The organism is Achromobacter mucicolens (assembly GCF_029866465.1).
Lineage (GTDB): Bacteria > Pseudomonadota > Gammaproteobacteria > Burkholderiales > Burkholderiaceae_B > Achromobacter > Achromobacter mucicolens.
This window is the reverse complement of record NZ_CP123364.1, coordinates 4,642,474-4,667,882: the sequence shown is the minus strand read 5'-3', so window position 1 is coordinate 4,667,882 and position 25,409 is coordinate 4,642,474. Positions and strand designations below refer to the sequence as shown.

Below are 25,409 nucleotides of genomic sequence, written 5' to 3'. Positions count from 1 at the left end.
ACATGCGCATCGCCATCATCGGTTCGGGCATCTCGGGACTGGTCTGCGCCTGGAAGCTGGGCCGCGATCACGAGGTCACGCTGTACGAGGCCAACGACTACCTGGGCGGGCACACGCATACGCACACGGTCGAACAGGACGGGCAACAGTACGCGGTTGATAGCGGATTCATCGTCCATAACCCGCTCAATTACCCGCATTTCACGGCGTTGCTGACGGAACTGGGCGTGGCGTCGCAGCCCACCACCATGAGCTTTTCGGTGCACAAGGAGGCCAATGACCTGGCCTACAACGCCACCTCGCTGGACACGCTGTTCTGCCAGCGGCGCAACCTGGTATCTCCACGCTTCCTGGGCATGGTGCGCGACCTGATGCGCTTTTACCGGGAGTCGCCCGCGCTGTTGCGCGCGCCGGAGCCAGGCCCCACGCTGGGCGAATACCTGGCGCAGCACCGCTATGGCGACGCCTTTCGCACCGATCACCTGATTCCGATGGCCTCGGCGCTGTGGTCGTCGCCGGCCTCGCGCATCCTGGAATTTCCGGCGCGCTACCTGGTGCGGTTCATGGCCAACCACCAGATGCTGCGCATCAGCGGCCGTCCGCAATGGCGCGTGGTGCAGGGCGGGTCGCGATCCTATATTGACGCGATGCGCCAGCGGTGGACGGTGCGCGAGCGGCTGAACTGCGCCGTGCGCGCCGTCAGGCGTCTGCCGGGCGGCGTGCAGGTGGCGACGCGCGAGGGCCTGGAACATCACGACGAAGTGATCTTCGCCTGCCACAGCGACCAGGCGCTGTCGCTGCTGGCCGACCCGACGCCGCAGGAACGCGAGGTTCTGGGCGCGATCACCTACCAGGACAACGACGTGGTGCTGCACACCGACGCGCGCCTCCTGCCGCGCCAGCGCAAGGCGTGGGCCGCCTGGAACGCCTACGTGCCGGCCGACCCCGAGGCACCTTGTTCGGTCAGCTACTGCATGAATCTGCTGCAGGGCATCACGTCGCCGCGGCCCTTTATCGTGACGCTGAACCGCAGCGATGCGATCGATCCCGCGGCGGTGCTGGCGCGCATGCGTTATCACCACCCTGTGTACACCCACGAATCGGTGGCCGCGCAGGCGCGCCGCGCCGAGATCTCGGGACAGCGGCGCAGCTGGTATGCGGGCGCCTATTGGGGATGGGGCTTTCACGAAGACGGGGTGGCGAGCGCGCTGGACGTGGTGCGCGGCATCCAGGAACAGCCGGGGGTCTGGGCGCGGGAGGCGGCATGAACCTGCAAAGCGCCGTCTACGAAGGCCGGGTCACCCACCGGCGCCACCACCCGCATGCGCACGGCTTCGGCTACCGCATGGCGCAGCTATACCTGGACCTGGACGAGATCGGCCAGGTGTTCCAGGACCGCTGGCTGTGGTCGGTGGAGCGGCCCAATCTGGCGCAGTGGCGCCGGGCCGATTATCTTGACGCCGCCGAGGGCCTGCCGCTGGCGCAGGCGGTGCGGCAGCGCCTGCGCACGCAGTTGGGCGACGTGCCGGCCGGGCCCATCCGCCTGCTCGCGCATCCGCGCTATGCCGGCTACGTCTTCAACCCCGTGAGCTTTTATTACTGCTTTGAAGCCGACGGCCGCACGCTGGCGGCGATCGTGGCGGAGATCACCAATACCCCTTGGAAGCAGCGCCATTGCGTGGTGCTGCCCGCCGCCGCCGCCGAGCGCGAGGGCGGCGTGCTGGCCTGGCGCTTTGACAAGCGCTTTCACGTGTCGCCCTTCATGCCCATGGACTGCGCCTACGACTGGCGCTTCAACCTGCCCGCCGACGACCTGCGTGTGCATATGCAGGTCAGCCGGGAAGGCGTGACGCAGTTCGACGCGCACCTGAGCCTGCAGCGCCGCGCGCTGGACGGCGCGGCGCTGGCGCGCGTGCTGTGGCGCTATCCGCTGATGACGCTGCAGGTCGTCGGCGCGATCCATTGGCAGGCGCTGCGCCTGTGGCTCAAGCGCAATCCCGTCTACGACCATCCCCGCACGCCCAACGGAGAACCGCAATGAAACCCATGACGTCCTCGGAACATGCCTCGATCGCGGCCAGCCGCCCCGCCACGGCGCTCGACCGCCTGTTGCGCCAGCGTCTGTTCGCCAGCCTGGCGGCGCTGGACCACGGTCAACTGCTGATCGAGGACTGCCTGGGCAGCGCCACGCTGGGCCGCGGCGAGCCGCTGGTGCGCCTGACCGTCAGCGACCTGGGGTTCTACCGGCTGGTGGCCGCGCAAGGCAGCGTGGGCGCGGGCGAGGCCTACGGCGATGGCCTGTGGCGCTGCGACGACCTGGTCGGGCTGGTGCGGCTGCTGGTGCGCAACCGCGACACGCTGGACGCCATGGAGTCGGGACTGGCGCGGCTGGCCGGCTGGGCGCTTCGGCGCTGGCATGCGCGCAATGCCAACACCCGCGAGGGCAGCCGCCGCAACATCGCCGCGCATTACGACCTGGGCAATCCGTTTTTCTCGCTGTTTCTTTCCGGCGACCTGATGTATTCGTCGGCACTGTGGGCCGACGGCGACGACACGCTGGAGGCGGCGTCCCATCGCAAGCTGGACGCAATCTGCCGCAAGCTGGCGTTGCAGCCGTCGGACCGCGTGGTCGAGATTGGCAGCGGCTGGGGCGGCCTGGCCATCCACGCCGCCCGTCATTACGGCTGCCATGTCACCACCGCCACGCTGTCGCGCGAGCAGCATGACCTGGCGGTCGAGCGGGTGCGGGCCGCCGGGCTGCAGGACCGCGTCAGCGTCGTGCTGCGGGACTATCGCGACCTGCAGGGCCAGTACGACAAGGTGGTGTCGGTGGAAATGATCGAGGCTGTCGGCGCGAATTTCCTGGAAGCGTATTTCGCCAAGGTCGCCAGCCTGCTCAGTCCGCATGGCCGCGCGCTGATCCAGGCCATCACCATCGAAGACCACCGCTACGAGCAGGCGCTGGGCTCGGTGGATTTCATCAAGCGCCACATCTTTCCGGGCAGCTTCATTCCGTCCATCGAGGCGATGCTGCGCGCCAAGACCCGCGCCTGCGACCTGGCGCTGGTGCACCTGGAGGACTTCGGCCTGTCGTACGCGCGCACGCTGCAAGCCTGGCGCGAGCGCTTCCTGGCGCGGCAGCCCGAGGTGCGGGCGCAAGGTTTCGATGCGCGCTTTTGCCGCTTGTGGGAGTTCTACCTGGCGTACTGCGAAGGCGGTTTTCGCGAGCGCTCCATCGGCGTCGCGCACCTGCTGCTGACGCATCCGCAGGCGCGCCCCGAGGGCGAACGCTGGCTGCGGGAGGATGCATGATGCGCTTCTGGGCCAACCTGATCGGCTACCAGCTCGTCTGGTTCAGCGCCGTCATCGGCGCCGGCCGCGGGCTGGCCTGGCCGGGCGTGGCCGCCGCCGTGGTGTTCGTCGCGGCGCAACTGGCGGTCTCGGCGACGGCGCGTGCCGACTTCAGACTGGCGGCCGCCGCCGTGCTGTGCGGCCTGGTGCTGGAGGGCACGCTGTCCGCGTTGGAATGGGCGCGGTACGCGGCCGACGCCTGGCCCGCGCCGCTGTGGATCCTGGCGTTGTGGGCCGCCTTTGCGCTGACGCTGAACCACTCGCTCGTTTACCTGCGTTCCCGGCCGTGGCTGGCCTGCGTGTTCGGCGCGGTGGGCGCGCCGCTCGCCTATTGGGGCGCCGCCCGCGGCTGGCAATCGGTGCAGTTCGAACCGCCCGCGTGGCGCGCGACCGCCGCGCTGGCGGCGGGCTGGGCGCTGGCGTTGCCCGCGCTGACGGCAGGGGCGCGGCGATGGACCCGGGAGGCATCATGACGATCTGGCAACAATGGTCCACCATCGCGATCGTCATGATCGCCGCCATGGCGCTGGCTTGGGGCTGGCAGCGCCGCCATGCCAATGCGGGCATCGTGGACGTGGTGTGGGCGCTGGGCATGGGCGCTTCGGCCTGGCTGATCGCGGCCACCGGCGCGGGCAGCGGTGCCGCGAGGCTGGCCCTTGCCGTGATGGCGGGCGTGTGGTCGCTGCGGCTGGCGTGGCACCTGTGGCGCCGCGTGCGCGAAGGCGAAGACGGCCGCTATCGCGCCTTGCGCGAACACTGGGACGGCCATCAGGGCAAATTCTTTGGCCTCTTCATGTTCCAGGCCGGGCTGGTGATGATGTTCTGCCTGCCGTTCCTCGCGGTGGGCGTCAGTCCCGCGCAGGGCTGGCCCGTGGCGCTGGGGCTGCTGATCTGGCTGGCCGCGCTGTCGGGCGAGGTGATCGCCGACCGCCAGCTCGACCGCTTCCGCGATAACCCCGCGAATCGCGGCAACACTTGCAGGCGGGGCCTGTGGCGCTACTCGCGGCATCCGAACTACTTCTTCGAGTGGTGCCATTGGTTCGGCTACGTCGCCCTGGCGTGGGGTTCTCCGCTGGCATGGCTGTCGTGGCTGGGGCCGGTGCTGATGTTTGTGTTCCTGCGCTGGATCAGCGGCATTCCGTTCACCGAGCAACAGGCGCTGCGCACGCGCGGCGACGACTATCGCGACTATCAACGCCGCACGCCGGCGTTCTTTCCCTGGTTTCCGAAACGCTGACGAGGCATACCATGACGACCGCCATCCTGAACGACTCTCCCTTGGCCTCCGACCGTCCGGCGCCAGGCCTGCTTGGCCTGGCCGAGCGAGGCCTGCTGCCCGATGCGCTCCTGCGCCTGGGCATGCGGCGCCTGTGCGCCCAGCGCCTGGCGCAGGAATACGCCGGCGGCATCGAGGCCTGGACCGAACGCGACCGCCAGCTGATCGCCAGCCTGCGCGCCAGCGCCGTCGCCATCCATACCGACGCCGCCAACGCGCAGCACTATGAGTTGCCCACTGCGTTCTTCCAGCTGTGCCTGGGCGCGCGCATGAAGTATTCGAGTTGCTATTACCCGACGGGCCGCGAAACGCTGGACCAGGCCGAAGACGCGATGCTGCGCCTGTATGGCGAGCGCGCCGGGCTGGCCGACGGCCAGGACATCCTGGAGCTGGGTTGCGGCTGGGGCTCGTTGACGCTGTGGATGGCCGAACAGTATCCCAACGCGCGCATCACCGCGGTGTCCAATTCGGCCACGCAACGCCAGCACATCGAGGCGCAGTGCCGCGCGCGCGGCTGGAACCACGTGCGCGTGGTGACCTGCGACGTCAATGTCCTGTCACTGCCCGGCGCCGCCTTCGACCGGTGCGTCTCGGTGGAAATGTTCGAGCACATGCGCAACTACCAGGACCTGCTGGCGCGCATCTCGCAGTGGCTGCGGCCCGGCGGCAAGCTCTTCGTGCACATCTTCGCGCACCGCGAGCGCGCCTATCCGTTCGAGACCGATGGGGCCGGCAACTGGATGGGACGGCACTTCTTCACGGGCGGCATCATGCCGTCGGCCGATACGCTGCTGCATTTCCAGCAAGACCTGACGCTTGAGGAACGCTGGTTTCTCGACGGCACGCATTACGCCCGCACCGCCAATCACTGGCTGGCTAACCAGGACGCCCGTGCGGAACCCGCGCGGGCGGCGTTGGCGCAGGCTTACGGCGCACCCTTGGCCGGCTTGTGGCATCAGCGCTGGCGCATGTTCTGGATGGCGTGCGCCGAACTCTTCGGCTACGACGACGGACAGCAATGGGGCGTGGCGCACTATCGATACACGCGGCCCTGAGGAGAAACGATCATGTTGCGAACCCTGTGTATCGGCGTGACGGCCCTCTTGGCCGGCTGCGCGTCGCCGCCGCCCATGCCGCCGGTGGCGCAGGTGGACCTGGACCGTTTCATGGGCGACTGGTATGTGATCGCGCACATTCCCAGCTGGCCTGAGCGCAACGCCTATGACGCCGTGGAAAGCTACCGGCTGTTGCCGGACGGCCGGGTGCAGACGGATTTCCGCTATCGCGATGGCAGCTTCGATGCGCCCATCGACACCATGCACCCCGTGGCGACGGTGCGGCCCGGCACCGGCAACGCGGTGTGGGGCATGCAGTTCATCTGGCCCATCAAGGCCGAGTACGTGATCGCCTATCTGGACGAGTCATACCAGACCACCATCATTGGCCGGTCCAAGCGCGACTACGTCTGGATCATGGCCAGGGTGCCATGCCTGGACGACGCGGTGTACGCCGACCTGCTGCGCAGGGTGACGGCGCTGGGCTATACGGAAGCGCCGCGCAAGGTGCCGCAGCGCTGCGACCGGTGAGGTGTCCTGCGCGGGGTCAACCGTATTCCAGCTGATAGAAACTCTGGCTGGCGATGAGCGTGGCGCCGCAGGATGTGCGCATGCCTTCCAGGGCGGTCAGGCGGTCGGAGCCGACGTTCTGCACGCCTTCCACGATGGTGTGGTTGTCGCCGCATTTGGGGCAGGTGACGCGGTCGCCGACCCGTGCCATCGGTTGGCCAAAGATCACGACGGTTTCGTCGCCGGTGACGACGACGCCGCCGTGCGAGGTTTTATCGCCCTTGCGGATGACGGAACGTTGGGACATGGTGCGCGAGAGTCAGGTTTATAGATACGTGCCATCCGGCGCGAGCCGCGCGGGGCCGGCCACGAAGGTGCCGTCCGGCGCCATGCGCACCGGCCCGCCGCCGCCCTTGTAGCTGCCGTCGGGCGCGCGTTGGGGCTTGCCGGCCACATAGGTCCCGTCAGGCGCGCGGGTGATGGGGCCTTCTCCGCCCACGTACGATCCATCGGGCGCGCGGCGCGGCGTGCCGGCGATGAAGTGTCCGTCGGGCAACATACGAATGGTCTTCGACGTCATGAATGCTCCTTGGGGATGAGGGCAAATCATAACGAAGCATCGTGATGCGCCTTGTAATAGGACGTGTCATCTTTGAACGTTACACGTAAGCGGATGTGGCATGATTTGCGCCTACAACAGCCCTGACGCCTATGACCGACATCAACGCCCTGTTGCAACCCATTCCCGGCGACACGCCTTGCGGCGTGGACCTGGTGTTCTCGCCCGAGTTCGACGCGATACGCGAGGCCCGCCGGCATGACGACCCCCAGCTCGACCAAGGCGACTGGGTCATCGACCTGAAAGAGGCCGATTGGCCCGAGGTGACGCGCATCTGCACCACCGTGCTGCGCGACCGCAGCAAAGACATCCGCATCGCATCGTGGCTTGCCGAATCCTGGGCCAAGACCCGCGGCTTCGCGGGGCTGCGCGACGGCTACCTGCTGATCGACGGCCTGTGCCGCAACTATTGGGACGGGCTGCACCCGGTGCCCGAAGATGGCGATGTGCAGCAGCGCGTGGGCAATCTGGCGTGGCTGTTGTCGCGGTCGCAGCAACTGATTGGCGAGATCCCGCTGACGCAAGCCGACGGCGCCCGCTATGGCGCGGTGCTCTGGGAGGCGGCAAGCCAATTGGCCAATGCGGTCAAGCGCACGCCCGACAACGCCCACGAACTAACACGCGGCAAGCTCACGCTGGACCGCTTCGATGCCGCGCGGCGCGACACGCCGCCTTCTTTCTATTCGGAGCTGGACGCGCAGCTGCAAGGCTGCGCGCAGGCGCTGGATCAACTGGAACGCACCCTGGATGCGCAACTGGGCGATGAAAGCCCGGCGTTCTCCCGGGTGCGCGAGGCGCTGCGCAACGTGACCGAACTGGTGCACCGATTTGCGCGCGATGCGGGCCTTCTGGTCCGTAAGGACCTTGCCGCCGCACCGGCGCCGGCCGCGCCCGCCGCCCCTGTTCGTGTGGAGCCCACATTGACTGCCGCCGATCACTTCGATGACGCCGCTGCGTCGGGCGCTCCGGGCGCTGCCGCGCCGCTGCACGCCGTACCGACCGCCACCGCCCGCGGGCCCATCCAGACCCGCGAACAGGCGCTGGCGCAGTTGCGGGACGTGGCCGAGTTCTTCCGCCGCACCGAGCCGCACAGCCCGGTGGCCTACCTGGCCGACAAGGCGGCAAGCTGGGGCGAGATGTCGTTGCACCTGTGGCTGCGCACGGTGGTCAAGAACGACGAGACGCTGTCGGGCCTGGAAGAATTGCTGGGCATCAAGAAGGCCGGCGACGGCAACTGAGCGCACCGCCGCCACCCCTGACTACCGCGCCGCCCGGAACTCGATACGCCGGTTCTTGGCGCGGCCTTCCGCCGTGGCGTTCGTGGCCACCGGCTGATCCGGGCCCGCTCCCATCGCTTCGAAGCGCGACGCAGGCAACCCCTTGTCCACCAGATAGTCCCGAACCGCGTCCGCACGCGCCTGGCTGAGCGCCAGGTTGGTGCTGCGGCTGCCGGAGCTGTCGGTGTGGCCGATGATCTGGATCTTGTCGGCGCGCAGCTTGGGCACGGTGTCGGCCACGCGATCCAGCAATTCCCGGCCGCGCGTCGTCAAGCGGGTGCTGCCGGTCTCAAACTCCACCACGCGGTTGGTCAACAGGTTGTCCAGCACATCCTGCTCATCCTTGCCGGCCGACACGCGCAAGCCGTTGACGATCTTGTACGTCGGGTTCAGCGACGTGGCAAAGTTGCTGGCGATCTGTTGGCGCGAGGCTTCGTTGTCGACCTCGCCCCGCAGGCGGATCTGCGTGCCGTCGATTTCCAGCTGGCCGCGGTTGATCTGCTTGAGCGGGCTGTCCAGCAGCTTGCCCACGTGTTGGGACCAGTTCGGGGGGGCCACTACGCCGCCCACGTCGATGCGGTCGATGACGTTGCCCACGCCATAGACCTTTTGCAGCCGCGCCAGCACATCGGCCTTGGTGGCCTCGTCGGGCACCGCGCCGCTGGCCACCACCTGGCCGGGTTGGGGAATGACGTTGGCGGGCACGACCGTGGCGGCGTCCTGGGCGTGGGCCGAGAATGCCAGCGAGGCGGCCAGGACCAGAGTAAGCGTACGCATGTCCTAGGCTCCGATGAAAACTTCGCGGAACGTCTCCAGCGCCTGGCGCAAGGAGAGCCGCGGTTGATCCAGATAGCTCGCCAGCTTGGCCAGCCCGTGGCTGGCGCTGACGTGATCGCGCACCCACGGCGCGTCTTCCAGCACGATGTAATGCTGCGACAGCGCCTGCGGGGTGGATAGCAGCGTTGCCAGCGTGCGCGGCGAGGCGCCGCGAAAGCCCACCACCAGCCGATGCTTGCCGGCGATGCGCCCGATGAAAATGGCGATCTCGAAATCGGCGCGTGTCAGGAATGGCGCGATCAAGGTCATCCAGTAGCTGGCGACCAGATTGATGTAGAGCGGATCGTCCGGCAGCGGCAGCGCAAGCCCGGTGTCCAGCTGCGATGAGCCGCTGGACATCACGGGCGTGAGCAGGATGCCCAGCGCCAGGACGATGTCGTGCATGCTGGCCGCGTGTCCGTTGCCGCGCAGCATGGCCTCGACGCGTTCGATCGTCTGAAGGTCGATGAAGGCATCGAAGCCGTCGTCGGCGGCGGTGCGGATCTCGCCTTCCAGGTCGTTCAGCGTTTGCAGCGCGGGCGCGGGGTCGCCGTCGTGCATGAGCTGCGCCGCCGCCGTGCCCATGCGATTCCACATGCGGCTGAAGGCGAGCGGGCTGCGCGCGATGAAGTCCAGCGGACGGGTCACTTCCACCGACGTGGCGGTAATGAACGGAAAGCGCCGGCCCGATTGGTCGCGGCTGGGCTGCAGATGGCCGGCGATGGCCAGCTTGCCGCGCGAGCCCAGCACGGCAAAGGGAACGGGCTGCGCTTCGTCGTACAGCGTCTTCCAGTGCGGGTCCTGCGCCAGCACCTCCATGGTGTTGGCCACCCACGCATCCAGCGTCGCCATCAGCTGCGGGTGCGAGGTATTCTTGACGAAATCACCCCGGGACGGAATCTTGCCAAAGTAAGCCGTACGGAACATGGGAGACTGCGGATTGCTCATTGCTGCGCTCCGGCAGGCGTCGGGGCGACGGAGGGTTGAGGGGACGTGCCGGCCACCGTGGCGGGCAGGCGCAGGTTGCGCAGGCCCTGGCTGCCGGGCTCGGCGCCGCCGGCGCTGGCGGCTTGCGCGTTGCTGATGATGCGCAGACGGACGGGCACGGTGATGTTGGATTTGCTCCAGCTCATCTCGAAGCTGCCGTCCGGGTTGGGCTTGCGCTGCGCGCCCGAGATCAGGCGTTCCAGGCCGAAGCGGCCGGGTTCGTTGACCACTTCCACCACGGTGCCGTCAAAGGCGGTGGCCGTGATGCGCGCGCCCGGCGCGCCCTGCGCGTTGGGCCATACGAAGTTCACCCATTGCGCCGGCGTGTTGCGGTAGCGCAGCTGCTGGCCGTCGATCTCGATGGTGTATTCGGTCACGCCGCCGGCGGGCCTGGGCTGGATCTGGAACAGCGTCTGCGGCTGGCTTGCCGCGCCCGATCCGGCTGCGCCGCCGGACAGCGGCGCCACCCACTGGGCAAAGTTCGCCGTGAAGGACGGTTGCAGCTCGATGCCCATGTCGCCCCAGGTGCGCGCAGTCAGGATGTCGCCGCGACGCACGGTCAGCGGACCCAACGTCTCGTTGACGTACTTGGCGATGCTGCCCTGCGGGCCGAAGATCTGCCCGATTTCTTCACCGCTGGCCTCGATGCCGGCCTTGGTCGAGAACGGATACTTGTCGGCCAGCGTCTGCGTGAAGGGCTGGTACACCTGCGCGTTCCAGACCTTGTTCAACTCGGTCTGGGCAGGTTGCATCGCGACGGCGTAACCCTGGATCAGCGGGCGCACCAGCAGCGGACGGAGCGTCTCGCGCTGCGCGGGCGTCAATCCCGCCAGCATCTGCTCATCCACCAGCTTCAGCGCATCGGCCAGTTCCGAATCCTTGCCTTCCAGCGTCTGGCGCATCAGGAGCAGCGCGCCGGGGCCCGGATCGCCCTGGTTGTTGATGAGGTTAAAGCGCGTGCGGATCTTGGACAGCGCATTCATGTAGTTGCCCAGCAGCGACTGGTTGTCGCGCGTGACAACCAGTCGCGCCACGTCGGAGAACTCGCGGCCCACCGGTCCCATCGGCATCTGTTCGCCACCCGGCGCGACTTCCGTGGGCTTGGGCTGGCCCTGGCGCAGGATCACTCGCTTGAACCACGCGACCACGCCGGTCTGCGCCTGCGAAAGGCCGGTGTTGATCAGCGACGGGTTGTCCCAGGAGGTCTGCTCGTACGTCGTGTTGATGAGCTTGACCAGCGGCGAGTTCTGCGGATCGCCAAGGCGGTTCATGCCTTGCACCGCCTGTTCGAAGCTTGAGAAAGGCTTGATCGTGACGCCGCGCAGCATCTTCTGCCACTCCTGCGCGTACTCCGTCTTGTACATCGTGGCCAGGCTTTTCTGGATCTGCTCGGGGCTGCCTTCCAGCGTGAGGTCGTCGCGCGCGTTCACGCCCAGCACCCAATCGCTGGTCTGGACTTCCTTGCGGGCGGCTTCGCCGATGGCCGGTTCGATGTATTGCTCCCAGGCTTCCCGCGTGAACGTGCCCGGCACCGCGTAGCTGCCCGCGACCACGGCGGCGTCGGCCTCGCCCATGATGCGCGCCACCGTCATCGCGGGGAAGCGGGTCGCGGCGCGCGCCTTGAGCGTGGCGTAGGCGCGTTCGCGCGCCGGCATGCCCTGCATCACGCTGCGCAGGTTGCCGCGCGTGCGCTCGACCATGGCCAGGTTGGTTTCGATCTGCGGCCAGTCGCTGTCCGCCGCGCGCGCAACGTAGAACGAGATCAGCCGTTCGGCGCTGCGGATGAGCTGGTCGCGCGGCATCGCGCCCCGGTTGGTTTCCAGCCAGCCGCGCCAGAAACGCGTGATCTGATCCGACAGGTGCGTCGGATCCACGTGTTCGCGGTTGGCCATCATCAGGTACGTCTTGAGCGCGTTGTAGGCGTCGTCGACGTTCGTGGGCGAGGCGTCCTGGAACAGCGTGTCGCCCGCGTTCGCGCGCACGGGTTGCGCTTGCGCCGGCGCGGTGGCGGGGCGCTCGCCGGAAGCGGCCGCCTGCGATACGTCCACGCGTCCCAGATAGTCCTCCAGGCTGGCCTTGACGGGCGCCAGCATGAATTGACGCAGGCCGTTGTAGTACTCGGCAAGCAGGCGCTGCTTGAGCACATCGCCTTGATACAGCCCCAGGCCCAGCGACAGCGGCCGGCTGGCGGCATAGCGGTCCAGCTGTTCGATGCGGTCCTGCAGGATCTCCATCGCTTCCAGGCGGCTTTGCAGGTCCGTGCGCTCGCTCTGCAGGCGCACGACCTTGTCCAGGTCGGCCTGCACGTTGGTGGCCAGTTGCCGGTTGCCCAGGTAAGACCAGCTCCATCCGCCCAGCACCAGGCCCAGCGCCAGCACCAACCCGAAGAAGGTCAGGTAACGCATGCGGACCTTGTTCGGACTGGCGTGCTGGCGCACCAGCTTCTTGTCCGCAAAGATCACGTTGGAGAACAGGTCGCGCAGGAAGAAACCGTTGTGCGAACTGACGCCGCGCGCGGGCTCGCGGTTGGCCGGGCGCAGCGTGAAGCGTTCGGCCAGCTTGTCGGTGGACGTGCTGCGCGATGCGCCTTCCTGCAGCGCGCTGGTGAAGTAAAAGCCGCGGAACACGGGCTTGTACTGAAACGGATTGGTCTCGAACAGCGTCGACAGAAACGTGCGCAGCGCCGGCTTGATGCCCGCGAATTCCAGCGGGAACGTCAGCAGGCCCGGGGGCAGGGCGGCGCTGCGGCGCAGCGACATCTGCGCCGTGCCCATTTCCTTGAGCCCTTCGTACAGTTCGTCGAAGCGCTCGTCGAACAGCGTCAGGACGTCGCGGCTTTCATCGGCGCCATAGGGCAACGTGGCGCCCCAGACTCGATCGCGCTCGCGCGCATCCGCGTCGGCAAAGAACTCCGAAAAGCCGGCGATCAGGTCGGCCTTGGTGAAGATCACATACACCGGGGCAAACACTTCCAGCCGGTCGGTCAGTTCCTGAACGCGCTGGCGCAGATTCTTGGCCAGGTTGATCGCGAACTCGGGTCCGGCATCCGTCAGTTCACTGATGCTGGCGGCCACGATGATGCCGTTGATGGGCGCCTTGGGGCGATGGCGCTTGAGCAGGTCCAGAAAGCTCATCCATTCGTTGCGGTCTTCTTCGTGCACCGAGTAGCGGCCGGCGGTGTCCAGCAGGATGCCTTCCGTGGTGAAGAACCAGTCGCAGTTGCGCGTGCCGCCCACGCCGCGCACCGCTGCGCCGTTCTTGTCTGCAAAGGGGAACTGCAAGCCGGAATTGATCACGGCGCTGCTCTTGCCGGCGGCAGGGTTGCCGATGACGATGTACCAGGGCAGCTCGTACAGCGCTTCGTTGCCGGAGGTCTGGCCGATCTTCGATGTCTTGATGGTGCGCACGGCATGCGTCAGCCGGGTGCGCAGCGCCTCGATCTCATTGCGGTTGGCGGCGGGGCTGGCGGCCGCGCCCGTCTGCACCTGCTGTTCCAGCATGTCGCCCAGCTTCTGGTTGGCGCGCCGCGCCTTGCGGCGGCGCCACAGGTAGGTGCACAACCACAGAAACAGCAGCACGCCCAGCAAGGCCCCGGCCCACACCATGGCGATCTGCATCGTGTCGGCAAACAGGAACAGGAACACGATCAGCGCAATCAGGCCAATGGCCATGAAGGTGCGCGGGTTGGCGAACACGCGAGCGCTCCAGTAGCGGAAGTCGCTCATGGCGCTGGAAAATCGAGAAAACAATCCTGATGGGCTACGCATGGTTTTCGCTGTTGTTATGGGGTCAGGCGGTAGCGCTGGCGGCGGGCAGGGAAACCAGTGCCGCCGAGCGCAATACGGGGTCTTGCAGGGTAAGGGTCAGTACCGGCTGGGCGTACTGCATGCAGGCTTGCCCGGCCACGGCCAGCGTCAGCAGAGAGGCGGCCACGCCGGTATGGCCACAGGCAACGCCAACCGACTGGCAATCCTTGGCCGCGTCCAGGTGACTGAAAAGTTGTGACGCGATGTTGATCGGTTCTAGCGGGCGGCTGCCCCGGTGGTCGGCATCGCTGATGACGTGGATGACGCTGTCGGGCGCGACGTCCGCGCGTTGCAGCAGGTCTTGCACGGTCTGCGCCAGCGGGGCTTCGGCCTGCGCGCCGCGCGCGTCGGCCTGCTTCTGGCGGCGCAGCACGGGCGACAGGGCCACGCGCAGTGGGGCATCGGTGCCGGCCGGGCCCAGCAGCAGGCCGGCGGCCGCTTCGCCCGGCACGCGGCCTTGCGGATTGGCGGGGGTGAGCAGTGTCGACATGCCATCCCACATTGCCACTTGCTCGGGATCGATATAGCCGTCGCCAGCCAGCACGATGCGCCAGGGCTCGGGCGTCTGCGCGTCGTGCGGGGCCGTCGCCAGGTCGCGCAGCAGGCCGTCGGCTGCCATGGTGTCGCGCGCCTGGTGTTGCGCGACGCTGATGCGGCTATCAGGCCAGACGCCGGCCGCGGCCTGAATCTCCTGGCACGCGCGTTCACGCGCCGCGTCCGGCCAATCGGCCGGCAGGACGAGCTCCACGCGCAGCAGGGGCCAGTCCTCATCACGGGCGGGCACATCCAGCGCGGTGACGTGGCGATGCGCCTCGTTGGTGAGCGTGCGGGCGACGTCGGCCAGCAGGGACGTCACGCGCAGGGTTGCCGTGCCCGTCGCCTCGGGCGGCGCGCCGCGCTCGCGGGCGGCGGCGTACAGCGCAAGGTCGTTCACGCCGGGCACGCGCGCGGCGAAGATGGGATAGCCCTGCGGCGTTTTCAGTTCGGCATCCAGCTCGGGACGCTTTTGCGCCGCCAGCGCCTCGGCGATGGCGGCGGTGTCGTCGCCGGCGGCGGCACGCGCCGCCACGGCGGCCACGCGCAATTGGGCAAGTTGCGCGGGCGCGTGCGCCGGCGTTTGCGCCGTCGGCGTGGCGGGGTCCGCGGCAGGCTTGGGGGCGCGTGCGGCACGCACCGCGCGCGCCCCGAGCCACACGGCCGCCAGCATCGCCAGGGGCAGCGCGAAAAGATACAGGCCGATGTCCACGCCGGTCGGCAGCGTACGGGATTCCTGCCACCAGATGATGACGGCCAGCCACACCACGGCGAACAGCATCAGGACCAACAGGCCTTTTTTGACGACGCGGGCCATCACTTGGCGCCCTCGCGAGCGCGTTGCATGACCCCGGGACGGCGCAGCTCGACGTGGCCGAAGTCCATCATCTTCCAGCGGCCGCCCCACGTCAGGCCGACCAGTTCGGCGGTTTCGCCAAAGAGTTCATAGCCGCGCATGGCCCAGGGGTCTTTTTCAGAGATGACGATCTTGCCGTCGCGGAAGAATGCGCTGTCGGCGGCCAGGCCATATTGGTGATAGCTCTGGAACGCGCCCGCGTTCGTCACGTGCGTGCCCATGCCCGCCAGCTCTTCCTGCCGCTCGGGGCTGCGATAGCCCTCGATCAGCGCCATTTCGTACCCATGCTGTTCACGCATGATGCGATACGCCAAGAGCAGGCGCTGGCGGAAATCCGCGTCCAGCAGATCCCAGTTCCGGCTTGCGCCGCCCAGCTTCGGCCGCACCAATTCCACTTCGCGGGTGGTGAATGCGTCGGGGGGCAGCGGGGCGGGCGGCGCCAGCCTTTCGCCCTCCAGCAAAGCCTGTATCCGGCGGTCCGGACCGGCCGTTTGGGTGCTGTAAACGAATGTGTGATTGTGTCGCATGAAGAAAGCAAAAAGTGACGGAAGCATTACAACTGTCAGCCCGATTGCAACTTGCCAGCGATACCTTCCGACCCAATCCTTCGACGCGTTCATGCCGCTGCGCAGCACGCCCGCCGTCCCGCCAACTGCCCCGCCCGCGTGGGTCGCGCCACGCGTCGCACCCCGCGCCACGCCTTGTACGCAGGCGCGCAGACCCCGGGCTGCGCCGTGGCGCAACGCGGGAAAAAAAAGGAGAGCGGAGACGCCCACCGCCAGTAAAAAATACAGGGGCAGTAGCAGCAACAAAATAGGTCCCTCATGTGAAGGCGTAATCTTTTGTTCTATTCGCGCACGAGGCAAGTGCTCGGGCGTTGCAAGTAGCGTCCGACCCTTAGGAATCGTAACAAGGAGCGATGATCGAAACGGATCGATCGGGTATTCTCGGCGGGCTTGGTTACAGGGGGGCTGCACACGCCTCCTGCTGACACGGGAATCCGCATGGCAGAAGACAAACAAGAATCTCGCCCTACGAAGACCGCGCCGAGTTTGCTCAGCGCCACGGCGTCCTCGTCACGCGAGATCGAATCGGCGCGCATTCTTGCGGCGCTAGAGGGGCGCGTACCGCAAGCCGAGGTCAAACATCTTGCGCCGCCGCGCCGCCGCGCGGGGCGGTGGCTGGCGCTGGCGCTGTTGCTGGCCTTGCTGGCTGGCGGCGTCACCTGGTTCATTCATGAAGAGGGCGCGGCGCCCATGACGGCGCAAGCGCCGGCGCCCGCCGTGGCGTCGGCCGAGCGCCCCGTCTCCGCGCCGCCGCAAGCGTCTGGCGCGGCCTCCGCGGCAGAGACGTCGCTACCCTCTGTGTTGGACACGCCGCCGGCGGTCGCCGCCATCGTTGACGAAGCGCCGCCCGCGCGCGATGCGAACATCGGCCGAGGCGACCCGGACCCGCTGGGCGAACCGACTAATCCGCTGTCTGTGCTGGCCATGACGCCGCCGCCAGCGGCCGCGCCTGCGCCTGGACCCACGCGTCAGGCAGCCGAACAGCAACGCGCGCGCCAGTCTGGCGCGCCGCAAGCGGCCAAGCCCGCCAGCAACACGCCGCGCACTGCCGCCAAGCAGTCGGATACCGACGCCGCCTTGCTCTCGGCATTGATGAGCTACGGGCTGCCGCCCGCGTCTCCGCCGGGCACGCGCGTCTACAAGTCCGACGGCGTATTCATCCGCGAGATGCCCGGCTCGCCGCTGGCCGACCGGCTGAAGGCGTGCCGCAAACTCAGTTTCATCGAAGGCGAGCAATGCCGCCTGCGCGTGTGCGCGGGGCAGTGGGGCACGGCCCCGGAATGCCCAACGCCGCAAGCCAACGTCGAACCCTGAATTCGCATCGCCCGGAGCGGGCGAGTGTCGTCAACGTCTTCCAAGAGGTTTTTGTTCCATGGCTGTCAACGCAAGCAGCGGCAGTTTCAGCGCCGAGACCCGCCTTTTCCGGCTGGACGGCGAAGGGGCGATGTCGTCCTTGCAGGTGGAAGGCTGGGCCGCGCGCGAGGGGCTGTCGACGATTGGTCAGATGCGCGTGGTGGCGCTGGCCGAAGATGCCGGGCTGGACCTGAACGACATGATCTCGCGCCCGGCCACCTTGTGGACCACGTGTGCGGACGGCACCGAAACCGGGCGCAGCGGCGTCGTGCGCGAGGCCGAGATGCTGGGCGGCAATCCGGGCATGGCGCGGTATCGCCTGACCTTGGCGCCGTGGCTGTGGCTGGCGACGCAGCGGCGCGAAAGCCGCATCTATGAAAGCCAGCCCGTAATGGACATCGTGCGGCACGTGCTGGATACCTACCCGGGCTACACATACAAGGTGTCCGCCGAGGTAGAGACGCATCTGGCCGATCTGCCCGCGCGTCCCTACACCACGCAGTATCGCGAAACCGATTACGACTTCCTGTCGCGGCTGTTGGCCGAGTCCGGCCTGGGCTGGACCACCGTCGAAGACGACAGCGCGCCTGCGCGCCACGCGGTGCTGATCTTTGCCGACAGCCGCACGCTGGCCGAGGACGCCCAGTCCGCCGGCGTGGGCGTGCGCTTTCAGCGCGCGCACGCCACCGAATCGCAGGACGGCGTGCAGGTGTTTGCGCGGCGGCAACGCCGCGGCGTGGAACGCGTCACCGTGCTGGGATGGCATGCCAGCGGCAAGCATGCCATTTCGGGCCAGGCCCTGGCGGGCCCGGCCAGCGGGTCCGATGACGAGAGCGCCGGGCTGGAATGGTTCGAGCCGCTGGGCCACGGCGCCTTGCTGAATCAGGCGCATGCGCAGTTTCAGGCCACGCTGATGATGCAGGCGGTGCAGGCAAGCGCGGAAACGTTCGTGGGGCGCGGCAATGTGCGCACTTTCCGGTCGGGAACGCGGTTCACGCTGCAAGACATGTCGCCGCTCGGTCCGTCCGGCGAGGCGGGTTTTGAACCGGTCTTCGCGCTGGATCTGCTGGAGCAGGTGGGCGTGAACAATCTGCCTGGCCAGGCCGATGCCGGCATGGCGGCAATGCGGGGCGCGCTGGATGATTTTCTGCGCTTTGACGACGAGACCGTCGCGCATTCCGCCGACGGGGATGAGCCTGCGCGCAGCGACGCCTTTCTTGGCCAGGCGCAGCCCGACGCCGCCGTGCTGGCGCGCGCGCACGACGTCGGCTATGCAAACCGGTTTCGCGCCGTGCGCTGCGACCGGCCCTGGCGCGCCGCCTTCGCTGCGGGGCGCGGCGCACGGCTGGCGGGCGCGCCGTCGGTGGTGGGCGTGCACACGGCCATCGTCACCAACGCCGAAGGTTCCACCGAGGCCCGTGGCGAGGACGAGATCTACCGCAATGCACGCGGCGATGTGCGCGTGCGCTTTCATTGGCAGGCCGAAGGCGCGGGCCTGGCAAAAAGCCGATGGGCCCGCGTGGCGCAGCGCCAGGCAGGCGCGGGGATGGGCATGAGCTTCGTGCCGCGCGTCGGCCAGGAAGTGCTGGTGCGGTTTCTGGATGAAGACATCGACCAGCCCCTGGTGGTGGGCGCGCTGTACAACGGACGCGGCGAGGGCGGCATTCCCTCCACGCCCGGCGGCAGGGCCGGCGAACCGATGAACACCGACGTGTACGCCGCCGCCTTGGACGGCAAGCCCAGTGCGCAGGCCAACCTGGCCAGCGGCAATGCGCCTGCCTGGCATGGCGCGGCCGGTGGCGACGAACAGCATCGCAACGCGGCCGCGCTGAGCGGCTTCAAGAGCAAGGAATTCGGCGGCGACGGCTACAACCAGATCGTGTTCGACGACAGCGATGGCCAGCTGCGCATGCAGATCAAGACGACACAGGCCGCCACGGAGTTGAACCTGGGCCACTTGATTCACCAAAGCGGCAACTATCGCGGCAACGTGCGCGGCGTGGGCGCAGAGCTGCGCACGGATGCGTTCGGCGCGGTGCGCGGCGCAGGCGGCGTGTTGCTCACGACCTATAACGCGGGCGGCAGCGAGCCGGCGGGCGAGGCCGCGGCGCCTTTGACGCTGGCCGGGCAGGCCGACATCATGGCGCAGTCGTTCGATGGCGTGGTCGGCGCCCACCAGGGCGTGCGGCTGGCGTCCGCGCGCGGCACGACGTCCGAAGGCGCCAGCCGCCTGGATGGCGAACGCGCGCCGCTGGCCGCCATGACGCACGCCGTGTCCGGCACCGTGGCCGGCGAGGCGCTGGGCGGCGCGGCGGGCGATGCCTCGGCCAAACATACGGACGTGGTGGACGGCAAGGTGCCCCACCTGACGGACCCGCTGGTGCTGATGGCGGGCCGCGCGGGCCTGACGCAAGCGGCCGGACGCAACCTGCAGGTGGCGGCGGGCGAACTGGTGCATTGGTCTTCCGGGCAGGACCACAACCTGGCCGTCATCGGGTCGTTGCGCGTGCATACCGGGCAGGCGCTGGGAATCGTGGCCGGAGTGCAGCAGGGCGGCGCGGAATCGGGCCTGGATCTGATTGCGGGCACGGGCGATGTGGAGGTGCTGTCGCAGCACGATGTGCTGACAGTGCAGGCGCAGCAGGACCTGCGCATGGTGAGCGCCAACGCGGGCATTGAGTACGCGTCGCCCACACGAATCCGCATCGCCAACGCGGCGGGCGCCAGCATCGTGATCGAAGGCGGCAACATCACCGTCACCGCCCCGGGCCGTATCGACGTCAAGACCGGCAACAAGCAATTTGCCGGCCCGACGCAGATGCCGTATCCGCTCCCCCAATTCACCGTCTGCAAGACCTGCGTCCTGGACGCCCTGGAGAGCGTGCAGTCCATCACCGACAAGGCATGACGGCGATGCACTATTCCTGGCAGGACGCGCTGCTGTCCACATTCGCAGAATTGCCCCATCACCGGGGCCCGTATGGCGAGGCCGCGCGCGCGTATGTGATCGTCGACTTCCGCGGCCATCCGGATCTGCTGGCGCGGCTGACCGCGACCGAGGACCTGAGCTTCGGCTCGGTGTGGGCGCAGACCGGGCTGGACATATACGGCGACGTGGCGCCGCTGCTGATCGAAGTGGACGGCGCCTCGCAAGGCGTGCTGCGCGGACCGCGTCACGGGGATTTCAGCACCGTGCTTGTGCGCGTGCTGGAAGCGCTGCACGAGCGCGCCGCAGGCCGCTACGCGATGATGAGCTTCGCGTCGGCGGTGCCGCTGGAGAAGCTGATCGCGCACTTTGGCGCGTTCTGCGACTACGCCTTGCCGGATGCCAGCGAGTTCTTCCTGCATTGGTACGACAGCCGCATCCTCGCGCGCGTGGTCCAGGTCTGGACACCCGAGCAGCGCGCGCGTTTCGCGGCGCCGTTGATCACGTTGCGTTATGCGCTGCGAGATGGTTCGCAGGGCGAGCTGGCTGGCACGGGCCGGCTACCCGCGGCGCGGCCGGACGGCATCGAACGCTTCACGCCCGAGCAGCACCAGATGCTGTTCGATCTGGACTACCCGGACAAGCTGGCGGTGCAGTTGCGCCGGCTTTATCCGAACCTGCTGCCCGGCAACCCCGATCAGGACGCCCTGGTGCCGCGCGTGCAGGCGCAATTGGAACGCGCGCGCGCTCACGGCGTGGCGGGGGATAAGGACACGTTCGACTATGTTGCGTGGGGCGTGGCGATCTCGCCGCGCTTCGATGAGCATCCGGCGATCGCCGACGGGCTGCGTGCGTATCGGGCAAACGCAGAAGGCGGGCTGTCGAAAGCGCTGGAAGGCGTGCCGGACGCGGTGTGGGATGCGGTGCAGGCACGGCATCGGGCGGGCCGGGATGGCGGCGATGCGTAAAGCATTGGTCGGCATGCTGCTTTGGCTTGGCCTGTTGAGCGGGTGTAGCGCCGAACCGACTTATCGGGGGGTGAGCGTGATCACCTACAACTACACGCCCTGGGATCTGGAATCCGTTCAGATCGCTGATGCGTTTGGCGGGATGGCCGCGAGCGGGATGATTCCATCAGGTGGTGGCGAGGGAAGTGTCTCGTGTTGCTACTCGCTGAAAGGTACTGACTTCACGATCAAGTGGAAAGGTGGCGACGCAGATTTGATGCGCAAGCACATGTACGACGGAAGATTCGATGACGTGATCTTTACCAAAGAGACGCAGGCGCGCCTGCAAGATCAGGAGCTTCCTCCCGGCGATGGGCCCGTCATATTGGAATTGCACATCTATCCGGACGAGCACATGGAGTTGGCCCTCAGCCGTCAATTGTTGGGGCAAGTCAGAATTCCCATCGTTGAAACCGCGCGCTGGCTATACAAGCATCACAAAGAGGAACTGGAGAATTACAGAAGCATTCACGAGCTGAGATACGTGCTTGCGAAGGTGACAAAACAGGCTTGGATGCGTTATCGGATTGAAGACGAAGGGGACATGCGCGGCTATATGTATATGTACTTCGTCGTCGCTTCGGACTTCGACAAGGATTCGAAGCTTGCAGCGTTGTTGATGGATCCGAACAGAAAGCCGGGCGATCTGGGGCGGGCGGTGTCCAAGCTAACCATGGACAGGCTCGCGCAGATCAAGGCGGCGGGAACAGCGCCCGGAGGCAAGGGTGTCTGATGACAATTTGGGAGCAAGGAATGCGTAAGGGCTTGATCGGGGTACTGCTGTGGCTGGGCCTGTTGGCGGGGTGCAATGGCGAACCCACGTACCAGGGTGTCAGCTTCATCGCGTACAACTACACGCCCTGGAATCTGGAGCCGGTTAGGCTGAGTGACGCATCGGGCAACGTAGTCAGTTCAAGTACGTTGGTGCCGGGCGGAGGCGAGGGACGGGTTTCCTGCTGCTACACATTTAAGGGGACTGACTTTACGGTGAAGTGGAGCGGGGGGGACCCTGATTTGCTTCGCAAACATCTGTTCGACGACAAGTTCGACGATCTGTTGTTCAGGAAGGAAACAAAGGTGCATTTTCCCGCTACCAAGGCGCCCGACGGAGATGGCACGCTTTATCTCGAATTGCATATCTATCCTGACGAGCATATGGAGCTCGCGCTGAGTCGCAATCTGACCGGTCAAGTCAGAATTCCAATCGTGGAAACCACGCGATGGCTGTACGGGAAGTACGGCGCCGAGTTGACCGGCTACGAAAACGCGACCCAGTTGAAGCATGTTCTCGCAAAGGTCACCCGGCAGGCCTGGACGCGGTATCGCATTGAAGAGGCCGAGGACATGCGCGGCTACATGTATCTCTACTTTGTCGTGGCCTCGGATTTTGACAAGCAGGCCGAGATCGCGAAACTCTTGAAAGATCCGAATCGCAAACCGGGTGATTTTGGCCGTGCCGTGTTTGCCCTGCCGAGCGAAAAGATTGCACAGATCAAGGCGTCCGGCACGCCTCCTGGAGAGAAGAATGTCCAGTGATCAAATTCCTGAAGTCGACAGAACGCCCGCTTCAGTCTTGAAGGCCATGGCGGCTAATGAGGCCGCCTATCCCAAGGATTCCTGCACCGAGTGCGGTATCACTTTGCGGATGGGCTTCTTTTTCGATGGCTTCGGGCGGAACAAGGATATCGATAAGGAGAATCCGACGTTCCTGTCGAATGTGAGCAGGCTGTGGATGGCCCACTTCAGCGAAGACGACGAAAACAGGCCGAACAAGCAGCACTGGTTTCCGTTCTACTACTCGGGCCTTGGCGTCGAGCTGAACGAGAGCGCAAAGGCTGACGTCGTTGTCCGCGCGCTGACGATTGCTGGAGGAAAAGTGGCCGACAAGGCGATCTCCAGCGCGCAGGACGCGGCAAAGAACATCACGCGTCTTGATGAAATTCCGGATGTGGATGCCACGGGACGCGCAAAGAAGGCTGTCCAGCAATCCATCAAGGATGGGTCCTTCCACCCCATGGTGAAGGCATACAAGGACGTCGTGAAAGACGTCCAGTCGCTTCCCGAGAAGACGGTAAGAATCTGGAATGCGCTGGATCCCGAGCGAATCCGCAATCGCGCACAAGCCACCTTGCGCGGCTTCTGGTCGGATTTCAAGAAGAATCCGCTGAAGGTTGCCTGGACGGCGGGAAAGAACGCTGCCAAAGCTACATTGCTGGAGGGCGTGCCGGTCGTGCGGGACAATGCCGCCGTCGCCGAATTGATGGGAACCGGTGTTGACACGCGCCTGGACGCGGCCAGGCGTCAGTTCGAGGAAGCCTATCAGAAGGCAAACGCGGGTACGGAAAAGGTCGTGCGTATCGAGATCTGCGTTTTTGGCGCGGATCGTGGCGGGGTCATCGCCAAGCAATTCGTCAACGATATCGTCAAGAAGTACAAGCGCCGCCACGACACCGACCTGGCCATCATCGGAAAAGACGGTGCCCCGGACGCGAAGATTGTCATTCGATTCCTGGGACTGTTTGACAGTGTCGCTTCCATCATGGAAGAAAACTGGTTCCTTGAGTTAATTCCCTTCACGGACCTGATCAAACAGACGCACAAGGATCGCACGCTGACCATACCCGCAGCCGTGGAGAAGGCCGTGCATTTCGCCGCGGCGCATGAATTGCGCCGCAATCAGCGGCTGGACTCCCTGGAAAAGACGCGTGGCCTGCAGTATCTCTATCCGGGCTCGAGCGGTGACGTGACCGGCGTGGCCCCAATGGGATCGCTGGGCACTCGCGCGTCGCTATCCCGGGTTCCATTGCGCGAAATGATGAACCTGGCGCTCGCGCACGGCGCTGCGATGTATAGCATGGAGAGCATTGCGTCCCGGGATCAGGTGCTGTACCGGATGCTGAGCCTGGCCGGCTCGATCGAAGATGAAGGACAGACCTATCACGTCCAGGAACTGGTCGATGCCTACCGCGAGATCGTCAAATACGAACCCGGCTGCGATTTCGCACCGCACATGGAAGTTTTCCTGCGGTGGCTGGCGGTGCGTTATCAGGACCCCGTGTTTCGCGCCGGGATGTCGGATCCCGCAGAGGCGTGGATCAAGGACCGGGACTTCTTCACCCCGGAGCAGGAGCTCATCGAAGAGCGCAGGCGATTGAGCATGCTGCCGCGGGAGGAGCTTGCCAAGCCCGAGACGACGGCGCGCGCGCGCGAACTGGAGGCGCTGGCCAATGAGCGCCGCGAACGGGCCAATGCCAGCCGGGGCGAAGCGCCGCCGCAGCGCTTCCTGCCGCTGTGGGAGCGCCTGGAAGAAGAGTACAAGGGGCTGGAAGAAGCCGAGCGCCAGGATGCGGCGACGGAGCAGCGGCGTCAGGACATGGAACGCAACCAACCCGAGCAGCTTCGGGCCATGGAAAGATGGGAGCAGGAGGCGGTCGTCATGGAAAACATGCGCCTTGGCAGAAAGCCGGGCGACCCAGATTATGTGGAGAAGCTGCCGGACCCCTTCGCCGACATGAAGGCCGATCGCGCCATGCAGCGGCGTCTGCTGACCGCATGGCGCGATGCGCGGGACGGCAAAACGCAATTGCCGCCCAAGGTGATGACGCTGTTCGACTGGCTGGTGCACGACGCGATGCTGAGCAGCTGGCCAGACCATCTGCTGGCCAGCACCCGCATGTATTTCCGCGTGCGCGACAAGGATGTGTTCGCCAAGACCGACGCGAAGGCCGAGATGGAACAGCGCGCCAAGGATATGCGCAACGCTGAGAAAGTGGAGGCGATGGCTGCGCGCAACGAGCAGAACATCCGGCAGATGACGCCCGCGCGGCCCTGAGCGGCGGCTCGTTGTTGATGGAAAGACGGCCCTGCAGAGCAGGGCCGTCTTCATTTGACCGGTCCGTTCGTTTGGCAGCCGGAACTTCTGCTGGCCGGCGCTTTCCCTGGCCGGGTTTTACTTCTAGCCAAGTTTCACTTCTGGCCTTCTTCGACCTCGATGGTCACCGTGTTCGACTTCACGTCCTCGGCCTCGATGTAGACCTCATAGGTGGCCGGCGTGGCCGGCAGGTGCAGCACGCCGGCCATGTCGGTGGTGAAGCGCGTTTCCACGGTCATGCCCGGCGGCAGGGCGATCTTCGGGGGGCGGGGGCCGCCTTCCCGAGGGTCCACCGAGACATTGGGCAGCTTGGGACGCACGTAGTTGAACGCGACGCCGCGGTAGACCTTGCCGGTGCGCGTATCCTTCGCCACGAAGCGCGGCAGTTGCGGATTGTCGATGACGGGCAGGATGCCGCGTGCGCAGACCGGAATCGTCAGGGTGCTGCCGTCGCGGATCCTTACGCGCGAGGGCGCGGCGATGCGCATCTGCGCGTCGTAGCCTTGCAGCGGCGGCATGCAGGCGTGTTCCTGCTGCGAGTGCGTGGGCACCGAGGCAAAGGAGGCGGGCTCGATCCAGTCGGTAGTCATGATGGGCAT

At 66.5% G+C, this 25,409-nt stretch carries 22 protein-coding genes; 14 read left to right on the top strand and 8 right to left on the bottom strand.

The annotated features are described in order from the left end of the window. Positions 1-2 precede the first annotated feature (2 nt). Genes QEP15_RS21325 through QEP15_RS21295 form a run of 7 tightly spaced genes read left to right on the top strand, consistent with a single transcriptional unit; the run spans position 3 to position 6,213 of the window. Positions 3-1,268 carry an NAD(P)/FAD-dependent oxidoreductase gene (locus QEP15_RS21325; protein ID WP_152382538.1) on the top strand — a complete coding sequence of 422 codons (1,266 nt, stop codon included), beginning with the start codon at positions 3-5 and terminating at the stop codon, positions 1,266-1,268. After that, positions 1,265-2,041 (top strand): DUF1365 domain-containing protein, encoded by a 777-nt coding sequence (locus QEP15_RS21320; RefSeq protein WP_152382537.1) that lies wholly within the window; start codon positions 1,265-1,267, stop codon positions 2,039-2,041. The genes QEP15_RS21325 and QEP15_RS21320 overlap by 4 nt, the downstream gene beginning before the upstream one ends. Continuing rightward, complete coding sequence (locus QEP15_RS21315) at positions 2,038-3,312, top strand: SAM-dependent methyltransferase (protein WP_152382536.1); 1,275 nt, start codon at positions 2,038-2,040, stop codon at positions 3,310-3,312. The genes QEP15_RS21320 and QEP15_RS21315 overlap by 4 nt, the downstream gene beginning before the upstream one ends. After that, positions 3,309-3,824, top strand: a complete 516-nt coding sequence (locus QEP15_RS21310; protein WP_227741301.1) for a DUF2878 domain-containing protein — start codon at positions 3,309-3,311, stop codon at positions 3,822-3,824. Before QEP15_RS21315 ends, QEP15_RS21310 begins: the two co-directional genes overlap by 4 nt. Continuing rightward, complete coding sequence (locus QEP15_RS21305) at positions 3,821-4,588, top strand: DUF1295 domain-containing protein (protein ID WP_280148014.1); 768 nt, start codon at positions 3,821-3,823, stop codon at positions 4,586-4,588. Before QEP15_RS21310 ends, QEP15_RS21305 begins: the two co-directional genes overlap by 4 nt. Before the next feature lie 11 nt (positions 4,589-4,599). Beyond that, the gene (locus QEP15_RS21300; protein ID WP_152382534.1) at positions 4,600-5,682 is read left to right on the top strand and encodes an SAM-dependent methyltransferase; all 1,083 of its coding nucleotides are present in this window, start codon (positions 4,600-4,602) and stop codon (positions 5,680-5,682) included. Positions 5,683-5,694: 12 nt separating this feature from the next. Beyond that, positions 5,695-6,213, top strand: coding sequence for a lipocalin family protein (locus tag QEP15_RS21295; protein ID WP_056325683.1), 519 nt, complete (start codon positions 5,695-5,697; stop codon positions 6,211-6,213). A gap of 16 nt (positions 6,214-6,229) precedes the next feature. Here QEP15_RS21295 and QEP15_RS21290 read toward each other — a convergent pair whose 3' ends face one another. Continuing rightward, entirely contained in the window at positions 6,230-6,499 is a 270-nt protein-coding gene (locus tag QEP15_RS21290; protein ID WP_056325685.1) for a PAAR domain-containing protein, read from the bottom strand. Between the two features lie 18 nt (positions 6,500-6,517). Continuing rightward, positions 6,518-6,772, bottom strand: a complete 255-nt coding sequence (locus tag QEP15_RS21285; RefSeq protein ID WP_063952630.1) for a hypothetical protein — start codon at positions 6,770-6,772, stop codon at positions 6,518-6,520. Between the two features lie 131 nt (positions 6,773-6,903). On the opposite strand from QEP15_RS21285, the gene tssA reads away from it, so the two are divergent. After that, positions 6,904-8,049: a type VI secretion system protein TssA gene (gene tssA, locus QEP15_RS21280; RefSeq protein WP_217618782.1), complete on the top strand. Its 1,146-nt coding sequence runs from the start codon at positions 6,904-6,906 to the stop codon at positions 8,047-8,049. Positions 8,050-8,070: 21 nt separating this feature from the next. Here the strand turns inward: tssA and QEP15_RS21275 are convergent, their stop codons facing one another. The 5 genes from QEP15_RS21275 to QEP15_RS21255 all read right to left on the bottom strand — a co-directional run bounded on the left by QEP15_RS21275 (position 8,071) and on the right by QEP15_RS21255 (position 15,902). After that, a complete protein-coding gene (locus QEP15_RS21275; protein WP_056325693.1) occupies positions 8,071-8,865 on the bottom strand; it encodes an OmpA family protein in 795 nt (264 codons plus the stop codon). A 3-nt stretch (positions 8,866-8,868) separates the two neighbouring features. Then, positions 8,869-9,852 (bottom strand): type VI secretion system-associated protein TagF, encoded by a 984-nt coding sequence (gene tagF / locus QEP15_RS21270; protein ID WP_056325695.1) that lies wholly within the window; start codon positions 9,850-9,852, stop codon positions 8,869-8,871. Then, the gene (tssM, locus tag QEP15_RS21265; protein ID WP_254636955.1) at positions 9,849-13,616 is read right to left on the bottom strand and encodes a type VI secretion system membrane subunit TssM; all 3,768 of its coding nucleotides are present in this window, start codon (positions 13,614-13,616) and stop codon (positions 9,849-9,851) included. Before tssM ends, tagF begins: the two co-directional genes overlap by 4 nt. 64 nt (positions 13,617-13,680) lie before the next feature. After that, complete coding sequence (locus tag QEP15_RS21260) at positions 13,681-15,048, bottom strand: hypothetical protein (protein ID WP_280148013.1); 1,368 nt, start codon at positions 15,046-15,048, stop codon at positions 13,681-13,683. Next, on the bottom strand, positions 15,048-15,902 hold the full coding sequence (locus QEP15_RS21255) for a M15 family metallopeptidase (RefSeq protein WP_180098203.1): 855 nt from the start codon (positions 15,900-15,902) through the stop codon (positions 15,048-15,050). The genes QEP15_RS21260 and QEP15_RS21255 overlap by 1 nt, the downstream gene beginning before the upstream one ends. A gap of 189 nt (positions 15,903-16,091) precedes the next feature. On the opposite strand from QEP15_RS21255, the gene QEP15_RS21250 reads away from it, so the two are divergent. Genes QEP15_RS21250 through QEP15_RS21225 form a run of 6 tightly spaced genes read left to right on the top strand, consistent with a single transcriptional unit; the run spans position 16,092 to position 24,771 of the window. Then, a complete protein-coding gene (locus QEP15_RS21250) occupies positions 16,092-16,967 on the top strand; it encodes a hypothetical protein (protein ID WP_146177817.1) in 876 nt (291 codons plus the stop codon). 58 nt (positions 16,968-17,025) lie between these two features. After that, positions 17,026-19,914 (top strand): type VI secretion system Vgr family protein, encoded by a 2,889-nt coding sequence (locus tag QEP15_RS21245; protein ID WP_280148012.1) that lies wholly within the window; start codon positions 17,026-17,028, stop codon positions 19,912-19,914. After that, positions 19,911-20,900, top strand: coding sequence for a DUF4123 domain-containing protein (locus QEP15_RS21240; RefSeq protein WP_254607095.1), 990 nt, complete (start codon positions 19,911-19,913; stop codon positions 20,898-20,900). The genes QEP15_RS21245 and QEP15_RS21240 overlap by 4 nt, the downstream gene beginning before the upstream one ends. Continuing rightward, positions 20,893-21,672: a DUF3304 domain-containing protein gene (locus tag QEP15_RS21235; protein WP_217618786.1), complete on the top strand. Its 780-nt coding sequence runs from the start codon at positions 20,893-20,895 to the stop codon at positions 21,670-21,672. The genes QEP15_RS21240 and QEP15_RS21235 overlap by 8 nt, the downstream gene beginning before the upstream one ends. Positions 21,673-21,692: 20 nt before the next feature. Further along, the gene (locus QEP15_RS21230; RefSeq protein ID WP_217618787.1) at positions 21,693-22,475 is read left to right on the top strand and encodes a hypothetical protein; all 783 of its coding nucleotides are present in this window, start codon (positions 21,693-21,695) and stop codon (positions 22,473-22,475) included. Further along, positions 22,465-24,771 carry a DUF2235 domain-containing protein gene (locus QEP15_RS21225; protein ID WP_217618788.1) on the top strand — a complete coding sequence of 769 codons (2,307 nt, stop codon included), beginning with the start codon at positions 22,465-22,467 and terminating at the stop codon, positions 24,769-24,771. Before QEP15_RS21230 ends, QEP15_RS21225 begins: the two co-directional genes overlap by 11 nt. Positions 24,772-24,905: 134 nt before the next feature. Here QEP15_RS21225 and QEP15_RS21220 read toward each other — a convergent pair whose 3' ends face one another. After that, positions 24,906-25,409, bottom strand: coding sequence for a hypothetical protein (locus QEP15_RS21220; RefSeq protein ID WP_056325710.1), 504 nt, complete (start codon positions 25,407-25,409; stop codon positions 24,906-24,908).

Coding starts and splice junctions, on each gene's coding strand:
- QEP15_RS21325 (WP_152382538.1), top strand. CDS start 3: ATGCGCATCGCCATCATCGGTTCGGGCATCTCGGGACTGGTCTGCGCC.
- QEP15_RS21320 (WP_152382537.1), top strand. CDS start 1,265: ATGAACCTGCAAAGCGCCGTCTACGAAGGCCGGGTCACCCACCGGCGC.
- QEP15_RS21315 (WP_152382536.1), top strand. CDS start 2,038: ATGAAACCCATGACGTCCTCGGAACATGCCTCGATCGCGGCCAGCCGC.
- QEP15_RS21310 (WP_227741301.1), top strand. CDS start 3,309: ATGATGCGCTTCTGGGCCAACCTGATCGGCTACCAGCTCGTCTGGTTC.
- QEP15_RS21305 (WP_280148014.1), top strand. CDS start 3,821: ATGACGATCTGGCAACAATGGTCCACCATCGCGATCGTCATGATCGCC.
- QEP15_RS21300 (WP_152382534.1), top strand. CDS start 4,600: ATGACGACCGCCATCCTGAACGACTCTCCCTTGGCCTCCGACCGTCCG.
- QEP15_RS21295 (WP_056325683.1), top strand. CDS start 5,695: ATGTTGCGAACCCTGTGTATCGGCGTGACGGCCCTCTTGGCCGGCTGC.
- QEP15_RS21290 (WP_056325685.1), bottom strand. CDS start 6,499: ATGTCCCAACGTTCCGTCATCCGCAAGGGCGATAAAACCTCGCACGGC.
- QEP15_RS21285 (WP_063952630.1), bottom strand. CDS start 6,772: ATGACGTCGAAGACCATTCGTATGTTGCCCGACGGACACTTCATCGCC.
- tssA (WP_217618782.1), top strand. CDS start 6,904: ATGACCGACATCAACGCCCTGTTGCAACCCATTCCCGGCGACACGCCT.
- QEP15_RS21275 (WP_056325693.1), bottom strand. CDS start 8,865: ATGCGTACGCTTACTCTGGTCCTGGCCGCCTCGCTGGCATTCTCGGCC.
- tagF (WP_056325695.1), bottom strand. CDS start 9,852: ATGAGCAATCCGCAGTCTCCCATGTTCCGTACGGCTTACTTTGGCAAG.
- tssM (WP_254636955.1), bottom strand. CDS start 13,616: ATGAGCGACTTCCGCTACTGGAGCGCTCGCGTGTTCGCCAACCCGCGC.
- QEP15_RS21260 (WP_280148013.1), bottom strand. CDS start 15,048: ATGGCCCGCGTCGTCAAAAAAGGCCTGTTGGTCCTGATGCTGTTCGCC.
- QEP15_RS21250 (WP_146177817.1), top strand. CDS start 16,092: ATGGCAGAAGACAAACAAGAATCTCGCCCTACGAAGACCGCGCCGAGT.
- QEP15_RS21245 (WP_280148012.1), top strand. CDS start 17,026: ATGGCTGTCAACGCAAGCAGCGGCAGTTTCAGCGCCGAGACCCGCCTT.
- QEP15_RS21240 (WP_254607095.1), top strand. CDS start 19,911: ATGACGGCGATGCACTATTCCTGGCAGGACGCGCTGCTGTCCACATTC.
- QEP15_RS21235 (WP_217618786.1), top strand. CDS start 20,893: ATGCGTAAAGCATTGGTCGGCATGCTGCTTTGGCTTGGCCTGTTGAGC.
- QEP15_RS21230 (WP_217618787.1), top strand. CDS start 21,693: ATGCGTAAGGGCTTGATCGGGGTACTGCTGTGGCTGGGCCTGTTGGCG.
- QEP15_RS21225 (WP_217618788.1), top strand. CDS start 22,465: ATGTCCAGTGATCAAATTCCTGAAGTCGACAGAACGCCCGCTTCAGTC.
- QEP15_RS21220 (WP_056325710.1), bottom strand. CDS start 25,409: ATGCCCATCATGACTACCGACTGGATCGAGCCCGCCTCCTTTGCCTCG.